The following is a 19,326-nucleotide window of genomic DNA, read 5'->3' on the forward strand; positions in this document are numbered from 1 at the left end:
CTCCGAAGAGTATCTTGGTGTTCGCTTGCCTTGATATTAGGTGATGATTCACCCTCATCGGCAAGCGCCCACATGAATTACCTGATCAAATTGTTAAAGAGCGATTTCGCTGTGGCTGGCTCGGTGACCTGAACCGTGTTGCCTCAGCGAGGAAGGCGTATTCTACGCATTCCGTGGTGTTTGTCAAGGGCTGTTTTCAGCGAGTAAAGCGAGCGATCAATCCAACCAACAGATGACGCTAACTTCCTGACAAACCGAAGGTTTTTCGACCTTCTTCACCGCTGGCAACGCTTGGCGTCCCCGGCAGCGGATGCGTACTTTACGGATTCGCTGCCGGGTTGGCAAGGGGTATTTACCAAATAGTCAAAAAAAGTCGCCCACGCGATCACACAACCCGTGGAAAGCACTTCGGCGCTTACTGTTTGGCGGTTACACTTGGCACTCCGCAACATTCGCCACATCTATTGCACCTACGGATATGAGGTCTTCGATGAGCCAGCACTTGTTAACCGTCGATTCATTAAATCGCGAAAGCGTTGATCACCTGTTACGGGTGGCCGCACGCATGGAGCCGATTGCCAGTCGTCGCCAGGTCACGCGAGTGCTGGAAGGTGCGGTACTGGGCAACCTGTTCTTCGAAGCCAGTACGCGGACGCGGGTGAGTTTCAATGCAGCTTTCTGCCGTCTGGGAGGCAGTGTCTGTGACACCACGGGCTTTACCTTCTCGTCCATGGCCAAGGGCGAATCCTTGTACGACACCAGCAGGGTAATGAGCGGCTACTGTGATGCCATCGTCATGCGCCACCCGGATCAAGGGTCGGTTGCCGAGTTTGCCGCCGCAACGCATGTGCCGGTCATCAACGGTGGTGATGGTCCAGGCGAGCACCCAAGCCAGGCGCTGCTGGACCTTTATACCATCGACAAGGAGTTCCAGCGGTTGGGCAAGCGCCTGAGTGGTGCCCACATTCTACTGACCGGGGATTTGAAATACGGGCGCACGGTGCATTCGCTGATCAAGCTGCTATCGCTTTATGATCCGCTGCGGATAACGCTGGTCTCCCCACCCGGCTTGGAAATGCCGTCTTATCTGGTGGATCTGGTGGCATCGCGGGGCCATCGGATCGAGCAGCGCGACTCCCTGGCCAGCGACTTCTCGGATCTGGACGTCGTCTATACGACGCGCATCCAGAAGGAGCGCTTCACGGATGAAATGAACGAGAGCTTCCAGGGGCTTTCCGATGACTTCATGGTCAATCGCGATTTTCTGGATCACCGCTGCAGCCAAAGCACGATCGTGATGCACCCGCTACCGCGCGATAGCCGTCCAGGCGCCAATGATTTGAACGTCGATTTGAATGGCGATCCGCGCCTGGCGATCTTCCGCCAGACAGATAACGGCATCCCCATGCGGATGGCCATTTTTGCCACGCTCTTGAAAGTGGACGAGCTGATCGAGCAGGACATGCGGCCAGTACGCTGGTTCGTACCGCCGCAAATTGGCACGCTGGACCGCTGATGAGCAGACGGCTGAGCAGCTAAACGCTCAGTGCGCGGTTCGCCCACCGGGAAGGCCTTCTCGGTGGGCGAACCAGCCTTCCAGAATCAGCACGGCAGCGATGCCGTCCACGCTCTGCTGACGATAGTTGCCGCGATGTCCCGATGCGTGGGCGATCTGCTTGGCTTCACGGGTAGAGCCACGCTCATCGACCATTTCGCACGGCTTGCCATAACGCCCATGCAGGCGGTTGCCAAACTTGCGCGCACGGGTACTCATGGGCGATTCGCTACCATCCATGTTCAACGGTAGCCCGACCACGAACAGGTCGGGCTGCCACTCCTGAACCAGACGAGACACCACGTTCCAGTCAGGAATGCCATCCCGTGCAGGGAGAGGCGTCAGCTCGCGGGCGCTGTTGAGCAGCTCATTGCCTACCGCCACACCGATGCGCCGCGTTCCATAATCGAATGCCAGAATCAGGCGCTCCCCACTGTCGGCCATCGCGTTACTGCCCCTTCGTCATGCGTGACCGGCGTCACGGGTCATCAGGTTGAGATCGACGCCCAGCAGGCCAGCGGCAGCGGCCAGGCGCTCGGCGGGCGGGGTGTCGAACAGCACGCGAGCCTGACCTTCCACCGTTAACCAGGCGTTGTCCTTGAGCTCATCCTCCAGTTGTCCCACTTCCCAGCCCGCGCACCCCAGGCACACGAGAAAGTGCTCCGGCCCCCTGCCATCCGCCAGCGCCTGAAGAATATCCATGGAGGTGGTGAGGGCAATGCCATCTTCTACCTGGACGCTGGAATCCCACGCCTGGCTATCCCCTTCGTGAAGGATAAAGCCACGGTCTTTATGGGTGGGGCCACCGTAATAGACAGGCGCATTGCGGTGCGGGCTCTCATCGCCCCCCAAGGAGAGCTGTTCGAACAGCGCATCCAGCGTGATCTCCAGGGGGCGGTTGGTAATCACCCCCATGCAACCATTGTGGTCATGGTCACACAAGTACACCAGGCTGCCCGCAAAGTTGGGGTCGTCCAGATGCGGCATGGCCATTAAAAAATGGTGTTTTAAGCTTTGCATGCGTCTCCTATGGCTTGCCGCTGAATCAGCAAGTCGGGCGTTATTGGGCGGAAGCAAGGCGACGCTCGATGGCGTCCAGCAGCATGCCGGCGATGTCGGTGCCGCGCTGATCGTCGATTTCCCGCACGCAGGTGGGGCTGGTCACGTTGATCTCGGTGATGTAGTCACCGATGACATCCAGACCCACGAACATCAGCCCTTTCTCACGGATCAGCGGCTGTACCTGCTGGATCAGCCAGTGATCACGCTCGGTCAGCTCGCGACTCACGCCACGCCCACCGGCGGCCAGGTTGCCGCGGGTCTCTCCCGCCGAGGGGATGCGCGCCAGCCCGAAGGGCACAGGCTCGCCATCGACCAGCAGAATACGGGTATCGCCGTGTTTGATTTCCGGCAGGTAGCGCTGCGCCATGATCTGACGCTGACCGCGCAGCGTCAGCTGCTCGATGACGGCGCCAATGTTGCGGCCATCAGGGCCGATATGAAAAATGCCCGTGCCACCCATGCCGTCGAGTGGCTTGAAGATCACGTCGCCATGCTCGGCGTGGAAGGCACGCAGCACGTCATCACGGCTGGCCACGACCGTTGGCGCGCAGCACTGAGGAAACTGCTGGGCAAAGAGCTTCTCGTTACACTGCAGCAAGGCGGCGGTGGGGTTCACCACCAGCACTCCCTCGCGCTCGGCAAAGCCCAGCAGGTGCACCGCATTGATGAACTCGGCATCTACCGGCGGGTCCTTGCGCATCAGCACGGCGTCCAATTCTGCCAGTGGCCGCTGAACTGCTTCGCCAAGGTCGTACCAATGCGCAGGATCACGATGCACGGTCAATGGACGCATGCGTGCGTAGGCCTGCCCTGCGTTCAAGAACAGATCGTCCTGCTCCATGTAGTGCAAGGTATAGCCGCGCTCCTGGGCAGCCCACAGCATCGCCAGGGTGGTGTCTTTCTTGTAGGCGATGTCACTGATCGGGTCCATCACGACACCGAGATGCAACGTTGAGTGGCTCATCGAAATACCGTCCATGCAGGAACAATCATTATTCAGTATGCCGTACTGCAGGCACGGCTCCAACCGCGGCTATTTGTCTGCGGTTTCGGAGAGCGCGCCAGGCACCAGGCGAATGGCATCGGGGGCCAGGGTGATCAGCTGTTGCTTGTAAAGCCGCCCGATCGCTTGTTTGTAGGCGCTCTTGCTCACCCCCAGGCGCGCCTTGATGGCGTGGGCATCGCTTTTATCGCCCAGCGGCAAGTAGCCGCCGCTTTCGCGTAGCGCTTGCAGTATCTTGTCACCCACCACATCGAGGCGAGCCGCCCCCGGCGGCAGCAGCGAGATATCGACTCGGCCATCCTCGCGACGCTGTTTTACATAGCCTTTCAGCGTCTGCCCTCGGCGCAGCGGCTGGGTCATGTCGTCCTGATAGATCAATCCCCAGTAACGGTGCTCGACCACCACTTTCATGCCCAGGTCCGTGCGATCGGCCACCACTACCGTGACCTCATCACCCTGCGACAGCGCCCAGGCGTCGTCGCTCAGGAAGCGGTCCAATCGCATGGATGCCACGGGACGCCCCTGGTCATCGCTATACAGCATGACCAGTACGCGCTTGCCGGGATCCGGGCGAAAACGCTGTTCGCTATAGGGCAGCAGCACGTCCTTGGGCTGGCCCCAACGCAGAAAGGCGCCCGTACTGTTCACTGCCGTCACGGTCAAGTAAGCGACTTCTCCCAGCTGGGCAGTCGCATCGCTGGCAGAACGGGGAGAGGCATGGGACTCACGGGCCATGGAGGTGTCCTTGCGAAGGGTTGAGAATCGGTAGCGTACCTTGCTAACGCTAGCCAAAGCGAGGCCGTATTCGGCCTGACAGCCTGCTATACAAAAGCCGCTGCCACAGAGAATGCGGCAGCGGCTGACAGTAAGCGCTTACAAATCGCCGAAATGATGCTGCAGGAGGGTCAGCGCGACGACCGGTGCGGTTTCCGTACGCAGTACACGGGGCCCTAATGTCAGCGGCGTAAAGCCGCTGGCGGTGGCCGCAGCGATATCGGTCTCGCTGAGCCCTCCTTCGGGGCCAATCAGCAACGCTGCCGAAGCGGGCCGAGACGACTGTGCAAAGCCATTGCCCGTGGCCAGATGAAGCATCAGGCGCAGCGGCTCTTGCCGTTCGGCCAGCCACTCCTCCAGCCCCTGCGGCGGGTACACGGGAGGCACCACTGCACGCCCACTTTGCTCGCAGGCGCTGGCAGCCACCGCCTGCCAATGGGCCAGCTTCTTCTCTTCTCGGTCGCCTTTCAGGCGAACATCCCCCCGCTCGGTATAGAGTGGGGTGATGGCAGCGACGCCCAGCTCCACGGCTTTCTGAATGGCATAGTCCATGCGATCTCCCTTGGAAATCGCCTGGCCCAGATGCACCGCTAGCGGAGACTCCGCGCTGCCTGGCCATACCGATTCGACGGTTGCGGTGGTCTGTTTTCGCCCCACCTCCGCCAGCCGAACGCCTGCCTCCTGGCCCGCCCCGTCGAACAGGATCAGTGCCGCGCCCTCCCCCATGCGTAGCACGCGGGTAACGTGCCTGGCAGGGCCTTCCGGCAGCGTGACGGTTGCCCCGACACGCAGCTCGGTGGGCACATGAAGGCGTGGCATCTTGCCGTGCGTGGCGAGCCAGTGTGCTGCCGAATGCGCTTCGAGCATGGCTTAGTGGGTGTTCTCGGCAGCCTGGCTTGCCTGCTGCGCTTCACGCTGCTTGCGTTGGGCGTACATGGCTTCGAAGTTGACCGGCGCCAGCATCAGCGCAGGGAAGCCGCCACGGTTGACCAGGTTGTCGATACACTCACGGGCGTAAGGAAACAGCAGGTTAGGACAGAAGGCGCCTAACGTCTGCTCCAGCTGCGCACCTTCGATGCCGGAAATACGGAACAGGCCAGCCTGCTCGACTTCGGCCAGGAACGACGTGGTGCCGGACTCGCTGTCATTCACCTGGGCGGTGACCTTGACCACGACTTCGTACTGGTCGTCAGCCACTTTCTGGCTGGTAGTGTTCAGATCCAGATTGACCTTGGGCTTGAACGCCTGCTTGAACACGGAAGGAGAGTTCGGCGCTTCGAAGGAAATGTCTTTCACGTAAATACGCTGCAAAGAGAATTTCAGCTGCGGCTTTTCGCCTTCAGCGGCACCGGCCTGCGGGGTGTTGTTATCTTCCGCCATGGGAGACTCCTCGTTATTCATTCAATAAAAAAGCGTGCGGCCCAGAGGCCGCTTTCGTCGTTTACTTCTTCACTACGGGAAGGCCATCGGCCTGCCACTGCATCATGCCACCACGCAACTTCGTGGCCCGCTCGAAGCCCGCCTTGACCAGCTTGGCTTGTGCGGCACCCGAGCTTTGGCCATGCTTGCACACCACGATGATCGGCTGGCTTTTGACTTTCTCCAGCTCGTTCATGCGGCTATCGAGGCTGCTCTGGGGAATGTTGCGTGCACCGGCGATATGCCCCGCCTTGAAGTCTTTGCTTTCACGAATGTCCACCACCACCGCATCTTCGCGGTTGATGAGCTGGGTGGCCTGGCTAGAGGACACGGCATTTGAGGCAGCGCTACGCGTTTCGTAGACAATCCACGCCGTGAGCACCAGCAAAAATGCCCCCACCAACAGGGGGTGGTTCATTACGAATTCGAACAGCTGATCGATCATCGCGAACACAATCTCTTGGTCTATGCAGAAAAAAGCGGCCTGGCCGCCATCAGAAACGCGACAAGTATACACGTCACAGGGCATACCGCGCAGGCCATGACGCCCAGCGGCTGCCTGCGTTATGATGCCCCAAGCACGCGCCCGCCGCGACCCTGTTTCTCAGGTACTGTCTGAAAACTGGCTGAATGGCCATTGCCAGCGTTTCAAACAGCACTTTTCGTTGCTTGGCTGACCCATATAACGAGGTTTCTCATGGCATCATCTGCACCCCGCCCCGTCGCCCTGATCATCCTGGACGGCTATGGTCACAACCCCGATAGCGCACATAACGCCGTGGCTGCCGCCCATACCCCGAACATGGATGCTCTGTGGGCCAAACGCCCCCACGCCTTCGTACACACCGATGGCCGCCATGTGGGGCTGCCCGATGGGCAGATGGGCAACTCGGAAGTGGGCCACATGAACCTGGGGGCTGGGCGCATCGTGTACCAGGACTTCACGCGGATCACCAAGGCCATCGAGGATGGCGACCTGGATACCAATGGCGTGCTGACCAAACCCATCGACGACGCCGTGGCCAACGGCAAAGCGGTACATTTGCTGGGCCTGCTCTCCCCTGGAGGCGTACACAGCCATGAAGACCACTTCATTGCCGTAGCAGAACTGGCAGCACGGCGCGGCGCTCAGCGAATCTACGTGCACGCCTTCCTGGATGGCCGCGACATGCCCCCGCAAAGCGCGCTGGCCTCCATCGAGCGCGCCAATGCCCGGCTTGCCGAGCTGGTCGGTGCCGACAACGGCTTCGTGGCCTCAATCATTGGCCGCTTCTTCGCCATGGACAGAGACAACCGCTGGGAGCGGGTCGAGCAGGCCTACCGCCTGCTCACCGAGGGTCATGCCGACCATACCGCCACCAGCGCTGAAAGCGGCCTGCGGGATGCCTACGCGCGTGGTGAAACCGACGAGTTCGTGGCGGCCACCAGCGTTCCCGTCAACGGTAGCGCCATGACGTTACAAGATGGCGACGCGGCGATCTTTCTGAACTTCCGCTCTGACCGAGCCCGCGAACTGACCCGCGCCTTCACCGATGCAGATTTTACCGGTTTCCAGCGCCAGACCCGGCCTGCCCTGGCGGGTGACGGCCTGGTGATGATGACCCAGTACGCCGCCGACATTGCCGCTCCGGCGGCGTTTCCCCCCACCGACCTCACCGATACGCTGGGCGAAGTGGTGTCCAAGCGCGGCCTGACCCAGCTGCGCATCGCCGAAACCGAGAAGTACCCTCATGTGACGTTCTTTTTCTCGGGGGGTAACGAAGCCGAGTATGACGGCGAAGAACGTATCCTGGTGCCGTCGCCTCGTGATGTGAAAACCTACGACGAAAAGCCGGAAATGAGCGCGTTCGACATCACCGACAAGCTGGTGGACGCCATCGACAGCGGCCGCTTCGACCTGATGGTGTGCAACTACGCCAACGGCGACATGGTCGGTCACACGGGGGATTTTGCCGCCGCCGTCAAGGCCATTGAAACCGTCGACACCTGCGTTGGGCGGGTCGTGGAGGCCATCGAGCGGGCCGGTGGCGCCTGCCTGATCACCGCCGACCACGGCAATGCCGAACAGATGGTGCACCCGGTGACCGGCGAGCCGCAAACCGCTCACACCACCTTCGTGGTACCGCTGATCTACGTCGGTGAGCGCGAGGCTCAGCTGTCGGACGGCCGTCTGTGCGATTTGGCACCCACGCTGCTGGCGATGATGCATCAGCCACAGCCAGACGCGATGACGGGCCAGTCACTGCTGCGCTTCGCCTAATGCCATCGTGGCAACGGCTGCCCTTGCTGGCGCTGCTGATGCTGGGCACGTCCGCTGCCGTCGCGCAGGATGAGCGTGCCGCCCAGCAGCAGCTGGATGCGCTAGGCCAGCAAATCGATGCCATGACCCAACAGTTGGGCGTGACGGACCAGGCCCGTGACAGCGCCCAACAGGCCCTGCGTGCCGTCGAGACGGAGCTGGCCCAAACGCACCAGCGTCTGGACCAGCTGCAGGGGGAACGCCGCCAACTGAACGAAGAGAGCGAGCAACTGCGCCAGCACCGTGAGCGGCTCGAGCAGGAAAGAGCGGCGCAATACACAGCGCTGGGCCAGCAGCTGGCGGCCCTCTACCGGCTGGGGCCCACCCCTCAGCTCAAGCTGCTGTTGAACCAGAGCAACCCCGCCGAGCTGGACCGCATGCAGGCCTACTTGAACCGCTTGACGCAGGCGCGGCAACGTCGCCTGGGCGACATTGCCCGCCTGGATACCGCGCTGGTGGATACCGAGCAGGCGCTGGCCGAGCGCCAGACCCGGCTGGATACCCTGGCGGACGAGCTGGAAGCACAGAGTGCGCTGCTGGCCCGCCGCACGGAGGAGCGGCGCAGCGTCGTGACCACGCTGGATGACCGTTACGAAAGCGAAGCCGACCGTCTGGCCGATCTCAGCCAGAGCCGCGAGCAGGCCGAACAGCAGCTACGCGCCATCCAGGCCGAGCTTGCCCGACTGGCCGAGCCGACGCCCTCCACCAACATCACCCGCACCCAGGGCGACCTGCCCTGGCCAGTACAGGGCGCCATCACGGCCAGCTTCCAACGCCGTCAAGGCGTGCATTACAACGGTATCGTGATTCAAGCGGGCGCCGGCACGGCGGTCACGGCCGTCCACTCTGGGCGGGTGGTCTTTGCGGACTGGATGCGGGGGTTCGGCAACCTGATGATCATCGATCATGGTGATCAGATCATGACCCTGTATGCCCACCTTCAGCAGTTCGATGCCCGCCCGGGCCAGCAAGTGAACCGAGGCGACCGCATCGGCCGAGTGGGCAACAGCGGAGGGCAGCCTTCGTCCGCGCTCTATTTCGAAGTGCGGCGAGGTGGCGCACCAATTAACCCGCAACGTTGGATTGCACGACGTTGACGGGATAAGCTGATAGCAGCGGCATCCATGAAGGTGTCGCGCCAATCGTATCAACCCCTGCGGCGCCCAGCGGCGCTGCCTTTCGCCTTGCGGAGTACGCATGACGCTATCTGTAACCGAGGTATCGGCCCCTGCCAAGCGTTTCTTGGCGACTCTGCTTCCGCTCGCGCTGCTGGCAGCTCCCTTACCCTTGGCGGCTCAAACGGCCAATAGCGTCGCCGACGACCTTCCGCTGGAAGAGATCCAGACCTTCGCCGAGGTGTTCGAACGCATCAAACGGGCCTATGTCGAGGAAGTGGATGATCGCACGCTGCTGCGCAATGCCATGCGCGGCATGCTCAGCGAGCTGGACCCTCACTCGGCCTACCTGGATGCCAACGAGTACCAGAGCCTTCGCGAGTCCACCCAGGGCGAGTTCGGCGGCATCGGCATCGAAGTCGGCACCGAGAATGGTCAACTCATGGTGATCACTCCCATCGACGATACACCGGCCTCCCGCGCGGGCCTGCTGTCGCGGGACATCATCATCGCCATCGATGACACACCCACCGATCACCTCTCCTTGCAGGAAGCCGTCAACCTGATGCGGGGCGAGCCGGGCAGCCAGCTGCGGCTGTCCATTCTGCGCGCGGGCGAAGATAGCCCACGAGATCTTACGCTGACCCGGGAAATCATCCGTAGCGAAAGCGTGCGCCATGAAACCCTGGAGCCTGGCTACGGCTATTTACGTATCAGCCAATTCCAATCACGCACGCCGGAGCAGGCACGCCGCGCCCTCGAGCGCATGGCACGCGAACAGCCGCTCGAAGGCCTGATTCTGGATTTACGTAACAACCCTGGCGGGGTGCTGCAAGCGGCGGTGGGCGTGGCCGACCTCTTTCTGGATAGCGGGCTGATCGTGTATACCGAAGGTCGCCTGTCGGATACCGAGATGTCCTTTTCGGCATCGCCCGATACGCCTGCGCGTGATGTACCGCTCGTGGTGCTGATCAACAGCGGCAGCGCCTCCGCCGCAGAGATCGTGGCGGGTGCGCTTCAGGACCAGCGCCGTGGAGTCATCATGGGCACCGAAAGCTTTGGCAAAGGGTCGGTGCAGCAGATCATGCCGCTAGGCAACGGCGAAGGGCTGAAGCTGACCACGGCGCTGTACTACACGCCCAATGGCCGCTCCATCCAGGCGCAGGGCATCGAGCCGGACGTGGAAGTGGTGCGTGGCCGCCTGGAAGTGGCCGAAAGCCGCCGTGAACTGCGCGAAGCCGACCTGGAAGGGCATCTGGGCAGTCAGAACCAGCCTCGCGAGCGTGCGGCCATGTCGCAGCGGCTGCGCGACGACTATCAGCTCAGCGAAGCGCTCAACCTGTTGAAAGCGCTCAATGTCGTCGACCGGCGCCGCTAACGGCACGTGCTCGGCAGGCGACCTCTTTCACCGGTGGCCTGCCGCATGATGAGCCGCTTGAGCGGCACCCACTGGTTCATGCCACTCATGCCGACATTACGCAGCAGGGTCAGGCCCGGCTGCTGACTGCCAAACAGCCCCTTGAAGCCCTTCATCAGGGCCAGCATGGCCGTATTGTCGAGACGACGGCGGCGTTCGTAGCGCGACAGGATGGTCAGGCTGCCCCAGGGCGAGCCACGCCGCCAGGCAGCAACCACTTCTTCCGCCAACACCGCCGCATCCATCAGCCCAAGGTTCACCCCTTGCCCCGCCAAGGGGTGAATGCTGTGCGCCGCATCCCCCACCAGGGCAAAGTGCTCCTGCACATAGCGGCGGGCGTGGCGTTGTACCAGCGCAAAGCGATAGGCTCGATCAAGCACCGTGACGGCCCCCAGACGCTGATCGAAGGCGCGCCCCAAGTCCTCTCCCAGTGCTTGCGGTGCCAGCGACTCAAGCCGGGCCGCCTGCTCGGGTGGCACGGACCACACAATCGAGCACAGTCGATCATCGCCGTCCACGGTCAACGGCAGGAAAGCCAGCGGGCTGCCGCTTACGAAGGCCTGACGGGCCGTCGCTCCATGGGCGTACTCACAGCGCACGGTGGTGACCACCGCTTCCTGGCCCATGGACTCCTCTGCCACCTCGATGCCCGCCAGTTCGCGCAGCACAGAGCGCGCACCATCGGCCGCCACCAGCAGCGGGGTTTCCAGCTGGCGGCCATCCTCCAACACCAGCCAGCGCCCTTTGGAACTGGTCTGTAGCGCGGAGACGCGCACGCCATTCAGCCGGGTCAACGTCGGCAGGTTGGCCAGCTGTGTATTGAGTGCGGCCAGGGTCACGTCGTTCTCGACGATATGCCCCAGCACGGCGGTGCCCGCCTCGTCCGCCGAAAAGTGGATGTTGCCACTGCCCTCGGCATCCCATACCTGCATGTAACGGTAAGGCGTGATACGCGTCGCCGCCATGGCAGGCCAGGCACCCAGATGGTTCAACAGCCGCTGTGACACCGGCGTCAGGGCGCTGACACGGGGCGCCGGTAGCGCCTGGGCCACCTCTTCCAACTGCAGAGGCTTCTCACGGGCCTCGACCAGCGCGACCTGCATACCGGCCTTGGCCAGCAACCCTGCCACGCTGGCCCCGACCATACCGGCCCCCACTACCACCGCATCGAAACGCGTGACCGTGGTTGCCTGTTCTGCTTGAATCGTCATAGCCAATCCTTAATGTGTCAGCGCCAATGGTGCGCGCTATCGTTCCAGCGCTATCGTTCTAGCCCCATGGCTCGGCGTGCCAACCCCCGGCGCAGCGGTCCCACCAGGTTCAGGCCGATCAACCCGGCACCACGGGCATGGGGCAGCAGTGGCAGCGAAGCACCGAACAGCCGCACCAGGCCGTCGCTGAAACGGATGACGTTGGCACGGTCATCGGCACGGCGGCGCTCGAAAGCCGCCAGGGTTGCCAGACTGCCCAAGGGCTGCTGGTGTTGGGCAGCCTGGGCCAGCGCCTCGACCAGGTCCATCACGGAGCGCAGCGCAAGATTGAAGCCCTGCCCGGCCACGGGGTGCAGCGCGTGCGCAGCATTGCCAAGCACCGCTAGCCCCGGCCTTACCGGCTCTTCGGCTGTCACCAGTGAAAGCGGATAGCAATAACGCTGCCCCAGCCGATTGAAGCGGCCTACCCGGTCGCCGAACGCTTGCTGTAGCTGGCTCAAAAAAGCCTGCTCAGACAGCGCCATGCGCGCCTGCTCACCCCCGCTGGGGTGTGTCCAGACCAGCTCCATGGCCTGACCGGGCAAGGGCAACAGCGCAATGGGGCCGTCTGCGGTGAAGCGCTCGTAGGCGACCCCGTGGTGCGGCTGACTGACCCCCACATGGGCAATCACGGCGGTTTGTTCATAAGAGTGACGGCGACTCTGAATACCCAGCTGCTCTTTCAAGCCCGAACGGCCTCCGTCGGCCAGTAACGTCAGCGTGGCAGTCAGCTCACTGCCATTCGACAGGCGAAGATGATGCCGCCCCCCTGCCTGCGGGGTCAGCGACGTGACCGAGGCGGGGCAGTGCCATTCGATGGGGAGTTGCTGCAATCGACGGTGCAGCACCTGCCCCATCCAGGCGTTGGGAATCACATGCCCCAGCGCCTCGACGCCCAGCTCTTCCGCGCTCAGGCGTGTCGCCCCCAAACGTCCGCGCTCGCTGATATGAATGCGCTGGATGGGCGAGGCCTCAGCCTGCATTTCCTGCCACACGCCCAGTTGGCGAAAGCGCTGGGCGGAGCCCTCGGCAATGGCGCTGGCACGCGCATCGAAGCTGGGCTGCCAAGTGGCCTGGTCGCTCGTGTCGGGCAGTGCCTTGGCCTCGATGATGGCCACGCGCCAACCAAAACGCTCGATCAGAGGTGCGAGGGCGCACCCCAGGCTGGCGCCTACCAGGCCACCACCCACGATCACGATATCGTGAGTGGCAGGCCGCTCACTGGAAGGATCTGTTACCGCTGCGGACACCTGCATTCACCTCTCCTGGCTTGGTTGTTCAGCCCATGCGAATCATCGTAACCCATAACGTAATTTACATAACGACTTCTTCAGCTTTGTCGACTGGTCACTATTTAGCCATCAATTGCTCGATGGCCTCGACCTGCTTGGGAACTCCATCGGTGATCACCTCTCCCCCAAGCGCAGTAACCACAACGTTGTCTTCGATACGAATACCGATCCCACGGTAAGCCGTAGGAATATCGTCATCACAAGGGATATACAGGCCCGGCTCAATGGTTAGTACCATGCCCGGCGCCAGCGGCCTGGGCGTGTTTTCATCGAGTCGATAGGTCCCCACATCGTGGACGTCCAGACCCAGCCAGTGCGACGTGGAGTGCAGATAAAAGCGTCGATAACTTTCGTCATCGATACGTGCCTGCACCTCGCCTTCCAAAAGCCCCAGGTCGATGAGGCCCTTGGTCAAATCGTGCACGACCCCTTGATGAATATCGGCCAGGGTAGCGCCCGGAGCGACGGCGTTCACAGCACGCTCCTGAGCCTCCAGCACCACCTGGTAGAGCGCTCGCTGGGCATCGCTGAAGTGACCGGAGACCGGGAAAGTGCGGGTGATGTCGCCAGCGTAGAGATCGAACTCGGCGCCCGCATCGATCAGCACCAGCGCCCCTGCCTCCAGCAAATCGCTGTTTTCAATATAGTGCAGCACACAGGCGTTGGCGCCGCCGCCCACGATGGTGCTATAAGCGGGACCACTGGCCCCTTGCCACATGAACGCATGCTCCAGCTCGGCCTGAAGCTGATACTCATGCAGCCCTGCCCGGCAGGTGCGCATGGCACGCACATGGGCCTGAGCAGAAATGGCCGCCGCATGGCGCAGCAGGGCGATTTCCCCCGGACTCTTGATCAGCCGCATCTCATGGATGAGTGGGCGGCAATCCAGCCAGCCTTTCAAGGCGGGCTTACCACGGCGCACGCTCGCCTGGGCCTGGGCGAGCGCCTCTTCCAGCAGGCTGATCGCTTCGGGATTGTCCAGCGGCGCGTAGAGCAGTTCGCGGCCATCGAGCAGCCTTGCCAGTTGCACATCGCGCTGGGCGTTCTCGAAGGCCTGGTCGACCCCCAGCTGCTGCTCCACCCCGCCTGCACCCAACCGACGGCCCGTCCAGGCCTCCAGCGTGGGGTCCCGGTCCTGGCAGAACACCACACTGCTGCCTTCGACACGCCCAGGCAGCAGCACCAGCAGGCCGTCGGGCTCTTGCAGGCCCGTGAGGTAGTAAAAGTCGCTCTGCTGACGGAAGCGATATTCGCTATCGTGGGAGCGTGTCACTAACGATGCTCCCGGTATCAGCATGGCCGCGTTCGGCGGCAGCTGGGCCATCAGCGCCTCACGCCGCTGGCGGTACTCGTCAGGCCCAATGGGCGCGGGACGCGGCAATCGCTCAGGCAACATAGTGGCTCCTTGCGTATTCTGAAGAACAGTCAGATATCAGTGGACGGGGGCGTCGACCTGCTCGACCTGGGGCTGGCCCGGGTGCTGCTCGGTATACAGCAGCATGGCCGCCATGCGCGCGTGCTCGGTCAATGCAAACAGGTCGTTCTCGTTGTCCGGGCTATCATCGATATCGGTTTCGATCTGACTCAGCCCCGCCAGATCTTCGATGGCCTCACGCAGGGTCTGCGACCAGCGCTCTCGCAGCGTGTCATCGGCCACCTCTTCGACGACTTCCATGAAGCCCAGCGTCCACTCCTTGAGCCCTTGGGCCTGTTCGGCAAGCGAAAACAGCTCATCCGGCAGCAGCGGCGCGTAATTCAAGTCGCTGGCACTCAAGGCTTCCAGCGTCTGACGTCGCCAGCCCAACAGTCGCTCTGCACTTGCCTGGTCCCGAGGCTGTTCGACACCGAGGCCCAGGCAAACCTCTTCCAGCCACCCTTCGGCACTCACATCACGCAGCGCCAGCAGGCCACATAGGCGCCCATCCAGAAAAGCGGGAGACTGCATGCTCCCGTGCAATAAAAATACATCCGCCACGTCAGAAAAGTCCTGGCGCTCGTCAATCAATGACATGTTTTGTGCTCGCTTTAGCAAAAGTCAGAGTAAGATTCTGCGCAGAGCGCGGCCGGTACGTGCGTTGACCCCGTACGAGCGGCTCTCTTATAGTGAATATCGTCTATCCATCCTATTTATGTGATGTTAACGCATTGGGGCCCTGACTGGCCCGTGCTGGAGTCAATGATGAGTACCGCCAAGCGGCCAACGAAAGAGATCACCCTATTGGGGCGCAGCTATGTCATTGCCTGCGATAACGGTCAGGAGGTGCAGCTGGAGCGCGCAGCTCGCTACCTGGACAGAGCCATGCACGGTATTCACGCCCAGAGCAGCGTGTTGGGCAACGAGCGCATTGCCATCATGGCCGCCTTGAACATTACCCATGAATTGCTGGAAGCGCTGGACGAGCACCGTGCGGGTGAGGCTAACCTGAGCCGCCTCAATGAGCGCCTCGAACGAGCGTTGGCAGGTACTCGCAAGCCAACGGACGCGTAAAGAGAGCCGTTCGGGGCATGGATGCTTTGGCATTGGCAGCGCCTCTGTTAGGATAGGGATGTTCTCTGGAATGCGCGCCAGTCGTTATAGTCCCTCGAGCCTATACGCAGTACCAGGGGGCCAAATGCTAGCCAGACCCGTGTGCATGTCCGTGCGTCGGAAAGCCTGACGGTCTGGCTGCGGCCACCCACCTGAACCAATAGGTTCAGGGCCAGAACGACAGCGGTATTCTGGGGAACACTTCAACATGGCCTGATAGCGATGACGCATACGACGCCCGATGAAAAGCAGGCCCTGCGCCGTGAACTCAAGCGCAGACGCAAGGCGCTGACCGCCAAACAGCAACAGCAGGCGGCCCACTCACTCTGCCAGCGCCTGAGGCATCAGCCCGAAATCAGACGCGCCAAACGCATCAGTCTCTACCTGCCGGTCAATGGCGAAATCGACCCGACACCCCTGATCGCATGGCTTCGCCAGCGACGCACCACGATTTACCTTCCTGTGCTACGCCCTTTCAGCGCCAATAGCCTATGGTTCGTGCGTTACGACCAGCATACCCCCATGGTCAAGAATCGTTTCGGCATTGCCGAACCCTGCCCAAGGTTTGCTGCCCACCGTGGCCATCGGCTACCCGCCTGGGCACTGGATACGCTGATCGTACCGCTGGTCGGGTTCGACCAGCAGGCCAACCGCATGGGCATGGGGGGAGGGTTTTACGACCGTAGCCTGGCCTTCATGCGCAGACCTGGCCCGGCTCCCGCGCTGATTGGGGTGGCTCACGCTTGCCAGCAGGTCGACCAGCTGCCGCTGGAGCCTTGGGATATTCCTCTGACGGCAGTGGTCAGCGATCAAGCTACGGTACGCCCCATAAAAAAGGGCTGATCCATGATCAGCCCTCTTGTTTGATCTTTTGCAGGCTCGCGACGTCGATACCGCTCTAGCCTGCAGACATCGATCAGCTTCCCGATATTGCCTGGGCATAGCCAGTCGCCAAAACCCCAAGTAAAAACACCACGGTTAGCGCCATGACCATATCAGGTTTTCTTCGCCGCATGCCAAATCTCCAACGTCTTTCCAAGTGCCGGTAGCCCTGGGTGCGTCACCAAGGAGTTGCCTTTGGAAAGATGACACACCTCATTATTTGTGGCGATGACTATAGGGCTATAAGGGGGGTAGTGACAACCGCTATTAACACTATTTTCACCCCTTAATTAAACGTTTTAGCTTTTTGAATCTGTTCAGCGGCACTTGGCTGCCTAGTTAGCAAACACTTACATCCAATTACGCCATGAACAGCCGATAGGCCGGGTTGTCGCTCTCCTGCCAGTAACGGTAACCAATGGCGTCCAGGTACTCGGTCACATGGGTGCGATCCTCATTGGGTACCTGCATGCCCACCAGCACACGACCATAAGCAGCCCCGTGGTTGCGATAGTGGAACAGTGAAATATTCCAATCATGGGGCAATTGGGTGAGGAAGTTCATCAAGGCGCCAGGACGTTCCGGAAATTCGAAACGGTAAAGCTCCTCCTCGAAGTGCTCCCGGGGCCGACCGCCGCTGAGATGGCGAATGTGCAGCTTCGCCAGTTCGTTATCGGTCAAGTCTTCGACCTGATACCCGCCTTCGCGCAGCTTGTCGATCACCGCCAGGCGGTCTTCGCCACCTGGCTTGACCTGCACGCCCACAAAGATATGAGCTTCGTTATCATCGGCATAACGATAGCTGAATTCGGTCACCATACGTTTGCCCAGCGTTCGGCAGAACTTCTTGAAGCTGCCAGGCTTTTCGGCAATGGTGACGGCCAGAATGGCTTCGCGCTGCTCGCCCAGCTCCGTCCGCTCGGCAATATGCTGTAGGCGGTCAAAGTTGGTGTTGGCTCCCGAATTGATGCACAGCAGGGTTTCCCCCTCGGCACCGGTCTGCTGCACGTATTTCTTCAGGCCGGCCAACGACAGCGCTCCAGACGTTTCCGCCACGGCACGGGTATCTTCAAAAATGTCCTTGACCGCCGCGCACATCTCATCGGTGTTCACGGTAATGACATCGTCGATCAGGTCACGTACCAGAGAGAAAGGCACGTCGCCAATTTGCGCCACGGCCACGCCTTCTGCAAACACGCCCACCTGCTCCAGCACGACGCGCTCCCCGGCCTCCAGAGCCGCTTTCAGGCAGGCGCTATCCTCGGCCTCGACGCCAATGATCTTGATATCAGGACGCAGGTATTTCACGTAGGCCGCCACCCCGGCGATCAGCCCACCACCGCCTACCGGGATGAAAATCGCATCCAGCCGCCCGCTGTGCTGGCGCAGAATCTCGACCCCGATGGTGCCCTGGCCCGCCACGACGTCGATATCGTCAAACGGTGGAATATAGGTGTAGCCATGCTCCTTGATCAGCTCCTGCGCATGCTCGGCGGCGGCGGCAAAGGCGTCGCCCTTCAGCACCACTTTTGCCCCCCGCGCACGTACCGCCTGCACTTTGATATCCGGCGTGATGCGAGGCATCACGATGACGGCCTTCACGCCCATCAGTTTGGCCGCCATGGCCAAGCCCTGTGCATGGTTGCCCGCCGAGGCAGCAATCACCCCCTTGGCTTTCTGTTCTTCCGTGAGCTGGGCCATCTTGTTGTAGGCCCCACGGATCTTGAACGAAAACACCGGCTGCAAGTCTTCGCGTTTGATCAAAATCTGGTTGTTGAAACGACGCGACAAAAAGGGAGCGGGGGAAATAGGCGTCTCGCAGGCCGCTTCGTAGACACGGGCCTGGAGAATCTTTTTGACGGTTGCTTCGAGCATGCTGATATCCCGGAAAAATGGCGTGACCCTGGCGGGTGCGAACAAAACCTCTATTGGTAGCAGATGACAGCCGCCAACGTCTAGCGGCGTTGCCATCGGCAGCGGGCGTTCAGGCCGTTATACTAAGGACGACTGCCCACCCTGATTGGACTCCATCATGACACAAGACGAACTAAAAGCCGCTGTCGCCGATGCCGCGCTCGATGAAATCGAGCCATATCTCGAAAAAAGCACCGTGCTGGGCATTGGCACCGGCTCCACCGCCAACCTGTTCATTGATCGTTTGGGCGCGTTACGCGACCGCTTCAAAGGCGCTGTGGCCAGCTCTGAGGCCAGCGCAGAGCGCTTGAAAGCACAGGGCATCGAGGTCTTCGAACTCAATCACGTTGGCAACGTCCCCTTTTACATCGACGGTGCCGACGAAGTGAATGCTCACTTGCATATGATCAAAGGTGGGGGTGCCGCACTAACGCGTGAAAAGATCGTCGCCGCCTGCGCCGAGCGCTTCATCTGTATTGCCGATGGCTCGAAATACGTCGCCCAGCTCGGCAACTTTCCCCTGCCGGTAGAAGTGATTCCCATGGCGCGCTCTTATGTGGCCCGCGAGCTGGTCAAACTCGGTGCCGAACCCGTTTACCGTCAGGGCGTCATCACCGACAACGGCAACCAGATCATCGACTGCTTCAACTTCATGATCGACGACCCGGTAGCCATGGAAGCGCGTATCAATGGCATCGTCGGCGTAGTCACCAACGGCCTGTTTGCTGCACGCGGTGCCGATGTATTGCTGCTGGGTAAAGCGGATGGCGTAGAGCGCACGGCCTTACGCTGAGCACTCGCCAAAGCCAGGCACTGG

Annotated in this window: 19 protein-coding genes and 1 other RNA gene; 8 read left to right on the forward strand and 12 right to left on the reverse strand. The window is 61.4% G+C overall.

The window, feature by feature from the left end; genetic code table 11:
- The first annotated feature begins 490 nt into the window (after positions 1-490).
- Entirely contained in the window at positions 491-1,516 is a 1,026-nt protein-coding gene (locus IE061_RS15975) for an aspartate carbamoyltransferase (RefSeq protein ID WP_016915646.1), read from the forward strand.
- A gap of 27 nt (positions 1,517-1,543) precedes the next feature.
- Here IE061_RS15975 and ruvX read toward each other — a convergent pair whose 3' ends face one another.
- The 7 genes from ruvX to IE061_RS16010 form a co-directional block, all read right to left on the reverse strand.
- Positions 1,544-1,999: a Holliday junction resolvase RuvX gene (gene ruvX, locus IE061_RS15980; protein ID WP_016915645.1), complete on the reverse strand. Its 456-nt coding sequence runs from the start codon at positions 1,997-1,999 to the stop codon at positions 1,544-1,546.
- Positions 2,000-2,017: 18 nt separating this feature from the next.
- The gene (locus IE061_RS15985; RefSeq protein WP_026001922.1) at positions 2,018-2,575 is read right to left on the reverse strand and encodes a YqgE/AlgH family protein; all 558 of its coding nucleotides are present in this window, start codon (positions 2,573-2,575) and stop codon (positions 2,018-2,020) included.
- A gap of 40 nt (positions 2,576-2,615) precedes the next feature.
- Positions 2,616-3,581, reverse strand: a complete 966-nt coding sequence (gene gshB / locus IE061_RS15990; RefSeq protein ID WP_039179303.1) for a glutathione synthase — start codon at positions 3,579-3,581, stop codon at positions 2,616-2,618.
- 69 nt (positions 3,582-3,650) lie between these two features.
- Positions 3,651-4,355: a CvfB family protein gene (locus IE061_RS15995; protein WP_039179221.1), complete on the reverse strand. Its 705-nt coding sequence runs from the start codon at positions 4,353-4,355 to the stop codon at positions 3,651-3,653.
- 138 nt (positions 4,356-4,493) lie between these two features.
- Positions 4,494-5,261, reverse strand: coding sequence for a 16S rRNA (uracil(1498)-N(3))-methyltransferase (locus IE061_RS16000; RefSeq protein ID WP_016915641.1), 768 nt, complete (start codon positions 5,259-5,261; stop codon positions 4,494-4,496).
- Positions 5,262-5,264: 3 nt separating this feature from the next.
- Positions 5,265-5,774, reverse strand: a complete 510-nt coding sequence (secB, locus tag IE061_RS16005) for a protein-export chaperone SecB (RefSeq protein ID WP_016915640.1) — start codon at positions 5,772-5,774, stop codon at positions 5,265-5,267.
- Between the two features lie 61 nt (positions 5,775-5,835).
- Positions 5,836-6,258 (reverse strand): rhodanese-like domain-containing protein, encoded by a 423-nt coding sequence (locus IE061_RS16010; RefSeq protein WP_016915639.1) that lies wholly within the window; start codon positions 6,256-6,258, stop codon positions 5,836-5,838.
- Between the two features lie 252 nt (positions 6,259-6,510).
- Between IE061_RS16010 and gpmI the strand changes: the two genes are divergently transcribed.
- The 3 genes from gpmI (at position 6,511) to IE061_RS16025 (ending at position 10,605) form a co-directional block, all read left to right on the forward strand.
- Positions 6,511-8,073, forward strand: a complete 1,563-nt coding sequence (gpmI, locus tag IE061_RS16015; protein WP_193462037.1) for a 2,3-bisphosphoglycerate-independent phosphoglycerate mutase — start codon at positions 6,511-6,513, stop codon at positions 8,071-8,073.
- Complete coding sequence (locus tag IE061_RS16020; protein ID WP_193462038.1) at positions 8,073-9,209, forward strand: murein hydrolase activator EnvC family protein; 1,137 nt, start codon at positions 8,073-8,075, stop codon at positions 9,207-9,209. Before gpmI ends, IE061_RS16020 begins: the two co-directional genes overlap by 1 nt.
- Before the next feature lie 100 nt (positions 9,210-9,309).
- A complete protein-coding gene (locus IE061_RS16025; protein WP_193462039.1) occupies positions 9,310-10,605 on the forward strand; it encodes a S41 family peptidase in 1,296 nt (431 codons plus the stop codon).
- Here IE061_RS16025 and IE061_RS16030 read toward each other — a convergent pair.
- The 4 genes from IE061_RS16030 to IE061_RS16045 all read right to left on the reverse strand — a co-directional run bounded on the left by IE061_RS16030 (position 10,602) and on the right by IE061_RS16045 (position 15,197).
- Positions 10,602-11,855, reverse strand: a complete 1,254-nt coding sequence (locus tag IE061_RS16030) for a UbiH/UbiF/VisC/COQ6 family ubiquinone biosynthesis hydroxylase (protein WP_193462040.1) — start codon at positions 11,853-11,855, stop codon at positions 10,602-10,604. The genes IE061_RS16025 and IE061_RS16030 overlap by 4 nt on opposite strands.
- 50 nt (positions 11,856-11,905) lie before the next feature.
- A complete protein-coding gene (gene ubiH, locus IE061_RS16035) occupies positions 11,906-13,150 on the reverse strand; it encodes a 2-octaprenyl-6-methoxyphenyl hydroxylase (protein WP_081193773.1) in 1,245 nt (414 codons plus the stop codon).
- 94 nt (positions 13,151-13,244) lie between these two features.
- Positions 13,245-14,582, reverse strand: coding sequence for a Xaa-Pro aminopeptidase (pepP, locus tag IE061_RS16040; RefSeq protein ID WP_081193775.1), 1,338 nt, complete (start codon positions 14,580-14,582; stop codon positions 13,245-13,247).
- A 36-nt stretch (positions 14,583-14,618) separates the two neighbouring features.
- Complete coding sequence (locus IE061_RS16045) at positions 14,619-15,197, reverse strand: UPF0149 family protein (protein WP_016915631.1); 579 nt, start codon at positions 15,195-15,197, stop codon at positions 14,619-14,621.
- 168 nt (positions 15,198-15,365) lie between these two features.
- Between IE061_RS16045 and IE061_RS16050 the strand changes: the two genes are divergently transcribed.
- From IE061_RS16050 to IE061_RS16060, 3 genes are all read left to right on the forward strand, one after another.
- Positions 15,366-15,674, forward strand: coding sequence for a cell division protein ZapA (locus IE061_RS16050; protein ID WP_016915630.1), 309 nt, complete (start codon positions 15,366-15,368; stop codon positions 15,672-15,674).
- Positions 15,675-15,733: 59 nt separating this feature from the next.
- A non-coding RNA gene (ssrS, locus tag IE061_RS16055) (6S RNA) lies at positions 15,734-15,915 on the forward strand.
- 20 nt (positions 15,916-15,935) lie between these two features.
- Positions 15,936-16,556 (forward strand): 5-formyltetrahydrofolate cyclo-ligase, encoded by a 621-nt coding sequence (locus IE061_RS16060; protein ID WP_193462041.1) that lies wholly within the window; start codon positions 15,936-15,938, stop codon positions 16,554-16,556.
- Positions 16,557-16,955: 399 nt separating this feature from the next.
- Here IE061_RS16060 and ilvA read toward each other — a convergent pair whose 3' ends face one another.
- On the reverse strand, positions 16,956-18,470 hold the full coding sequence (ilvA, locus tag IE061_RS16065; RefSeq protein ID WP_193462042.1) for a threonine ammonia-lyase, biosynthetic: 1,515 nt from the start codon (positions 18,468-18,470) through the stop codon (positions 16,956-16,958).
- A 157-nt stretch (positions 18,471-18,627) separates the two neighbouring features.
- Between ilvA and rpiA the strand changes: the two genes are divergently transcribed.
- The gene (gene rpiA, locus IE061_RS16070) at positions 18,628-19,302 is read left to right on the forward strand and encodes a ribose-5-phosphate isomerase RpiA (RefSeq protein ID WP_039179177.1); all 675 of its coding nucleotides are present in this window, start codon (positions 18,628-18,630) and stop codon (positions 19,300-19,302) included.
- The last annotated feature ends 24 nt before the right edge of the window (positions 19,303-19,326 follow it).

The organism is Vreelandella hamiltonii (assembly GCF_014651795.1).
Lineage (GTDB): Bacteria > Pseudomonadota > Gammaproteobacteria > Pseudomonadales > Halomonadaceae > Vreelandella > Vreelandella hamiltonii.

Bases quoted from the DNA above. Each gene is read 5' to 3' on its own strand.
- IE061_RS15975 (WP_016915646.1), top strand. From the start codon at position 491: ATGAGCCAGCACTTGTTAACCGTCGATTCATTAAATCGCGAAAGCGTT.
- ruvX (WP_016915645.1), bottom strand. From the start codon at position 1,999: ATGGCCGACAGTGGGGAGCGCCTGATTCTGGCATTCGATTATGGAACG.
- IE061_RS15985 (WP_026001922.1), bottom strand. From the start codon at position 2,575: ATGCAAAGCTTAAAACACCATTTTTTAATGGCCATGCCGCATCTGGAC.
- gshB (WP_039179303.1), bottom strand. From the start codon at position 3,581: ATGAGCCACTCAACGTTGCATCTCGGTGTCGTGATGGACCCGATCAGT.
- IE061_RS15995 (WP_039179221.1), bottom strand. From the start codon at position 4,355: ATGGCCCGTGAGTCCCATGCCTCTCCCCGTTCTGCCAGCGATGCGACT.
- IE061_RS16000 (WP_016915641.1), bottom strand. From the start codon at position 5,261: ATGCTCGAAGCGCATTCGGCAGCACACTGGCTCGCCACGCACGGCAAG.
- secB (WP_016915640.1), bottom strand. From the start codon at position 5,774: ATGGCGGAAGATAACAACACCCCGCAGGCCGGTGCCGCTGAAGGCGAA.
- IE061_RS16010 (WP_016915639.1), bottom strand. From the start codon at position 6,258: ATGATCGATCAGCTGTTCGAATTCGTAATGAACCACCCCCTGTTGGTG.
- gpmI (WP_193462037.1), top strand. From the start codon at position 6,511: ATGGCATCATCTGCACCCCGCCCCGTCGCCCTGATCATCCTGGACGGC.
- IE061_RS16020 (WP_193462038.1), top strand. From the start codon at position 8,073: ATGCCATCGTGGCAACGGCTGCCCTTGCTGGCGCTGCTGATGCTGGGC.
- IE061_RS16025 (WP_193462039.1), top strand. From the start codon at position 9,310: ATGACGCTATCTGTAACCGAGGTATCGGCCCCTGCCAAGCGTTTCTTG.
- IE061_RS16030 (WP_193462040.1), bottom strand. From the start codon at position 11,855: ATGACGATTCAAGCAGAACAGGCAACCACGGTCACGCGTTTCGATGCG.
- ubiH (WP_081193773.1), bottom strand. From the start codon at position 13,150: ATGCAGGTGTCCGCAGCGGTAACAGATCCTTCCAGTGAGCGGCCTGCC.
- pepP (WP_081193775.1), bottom strand. From the start codon at position 14,582: ATGTTGCCTGAGCGATTGCCGCGTCCCGCGCCCATTGGGCCTGACGAG.
- IE061_RS16045 (WP_016915631.1), bottom strand. From the start codon at position 15,197: ATGTCATTGATTGACGAGCGCCAGGACTTTTCTGACGTGGCGGATGTA.
- IE061_RS16050 (WP_016915630.1), top strand. From the start codon at position 15,366: ATGAGTACCGCCAAGCGGCCAACGAAAGAGATCACCCTATTGGGGCGC.
- IE061_RS16060 (WP_193462041.1), top strand. From the start codon at position 15,936: ATGACGCATACGACGCCCGATGAAAAGCAGGCCCTGCGCCGTGAACTC.
- ilvA (WP_193462042.1), bottom strand. From the start codon at position 18,470: ATGCTCGAAGCAACCGTCAAAAAGATTCTCCAGGCCCGTGTCTACGAA.
- rpiA (WP_039179177.1), top strand. From the start codon at position 18,628: ATGACACAAGACGAACTAAAAGCCGCTGTCGCCGATGCCGCGCTCGAT.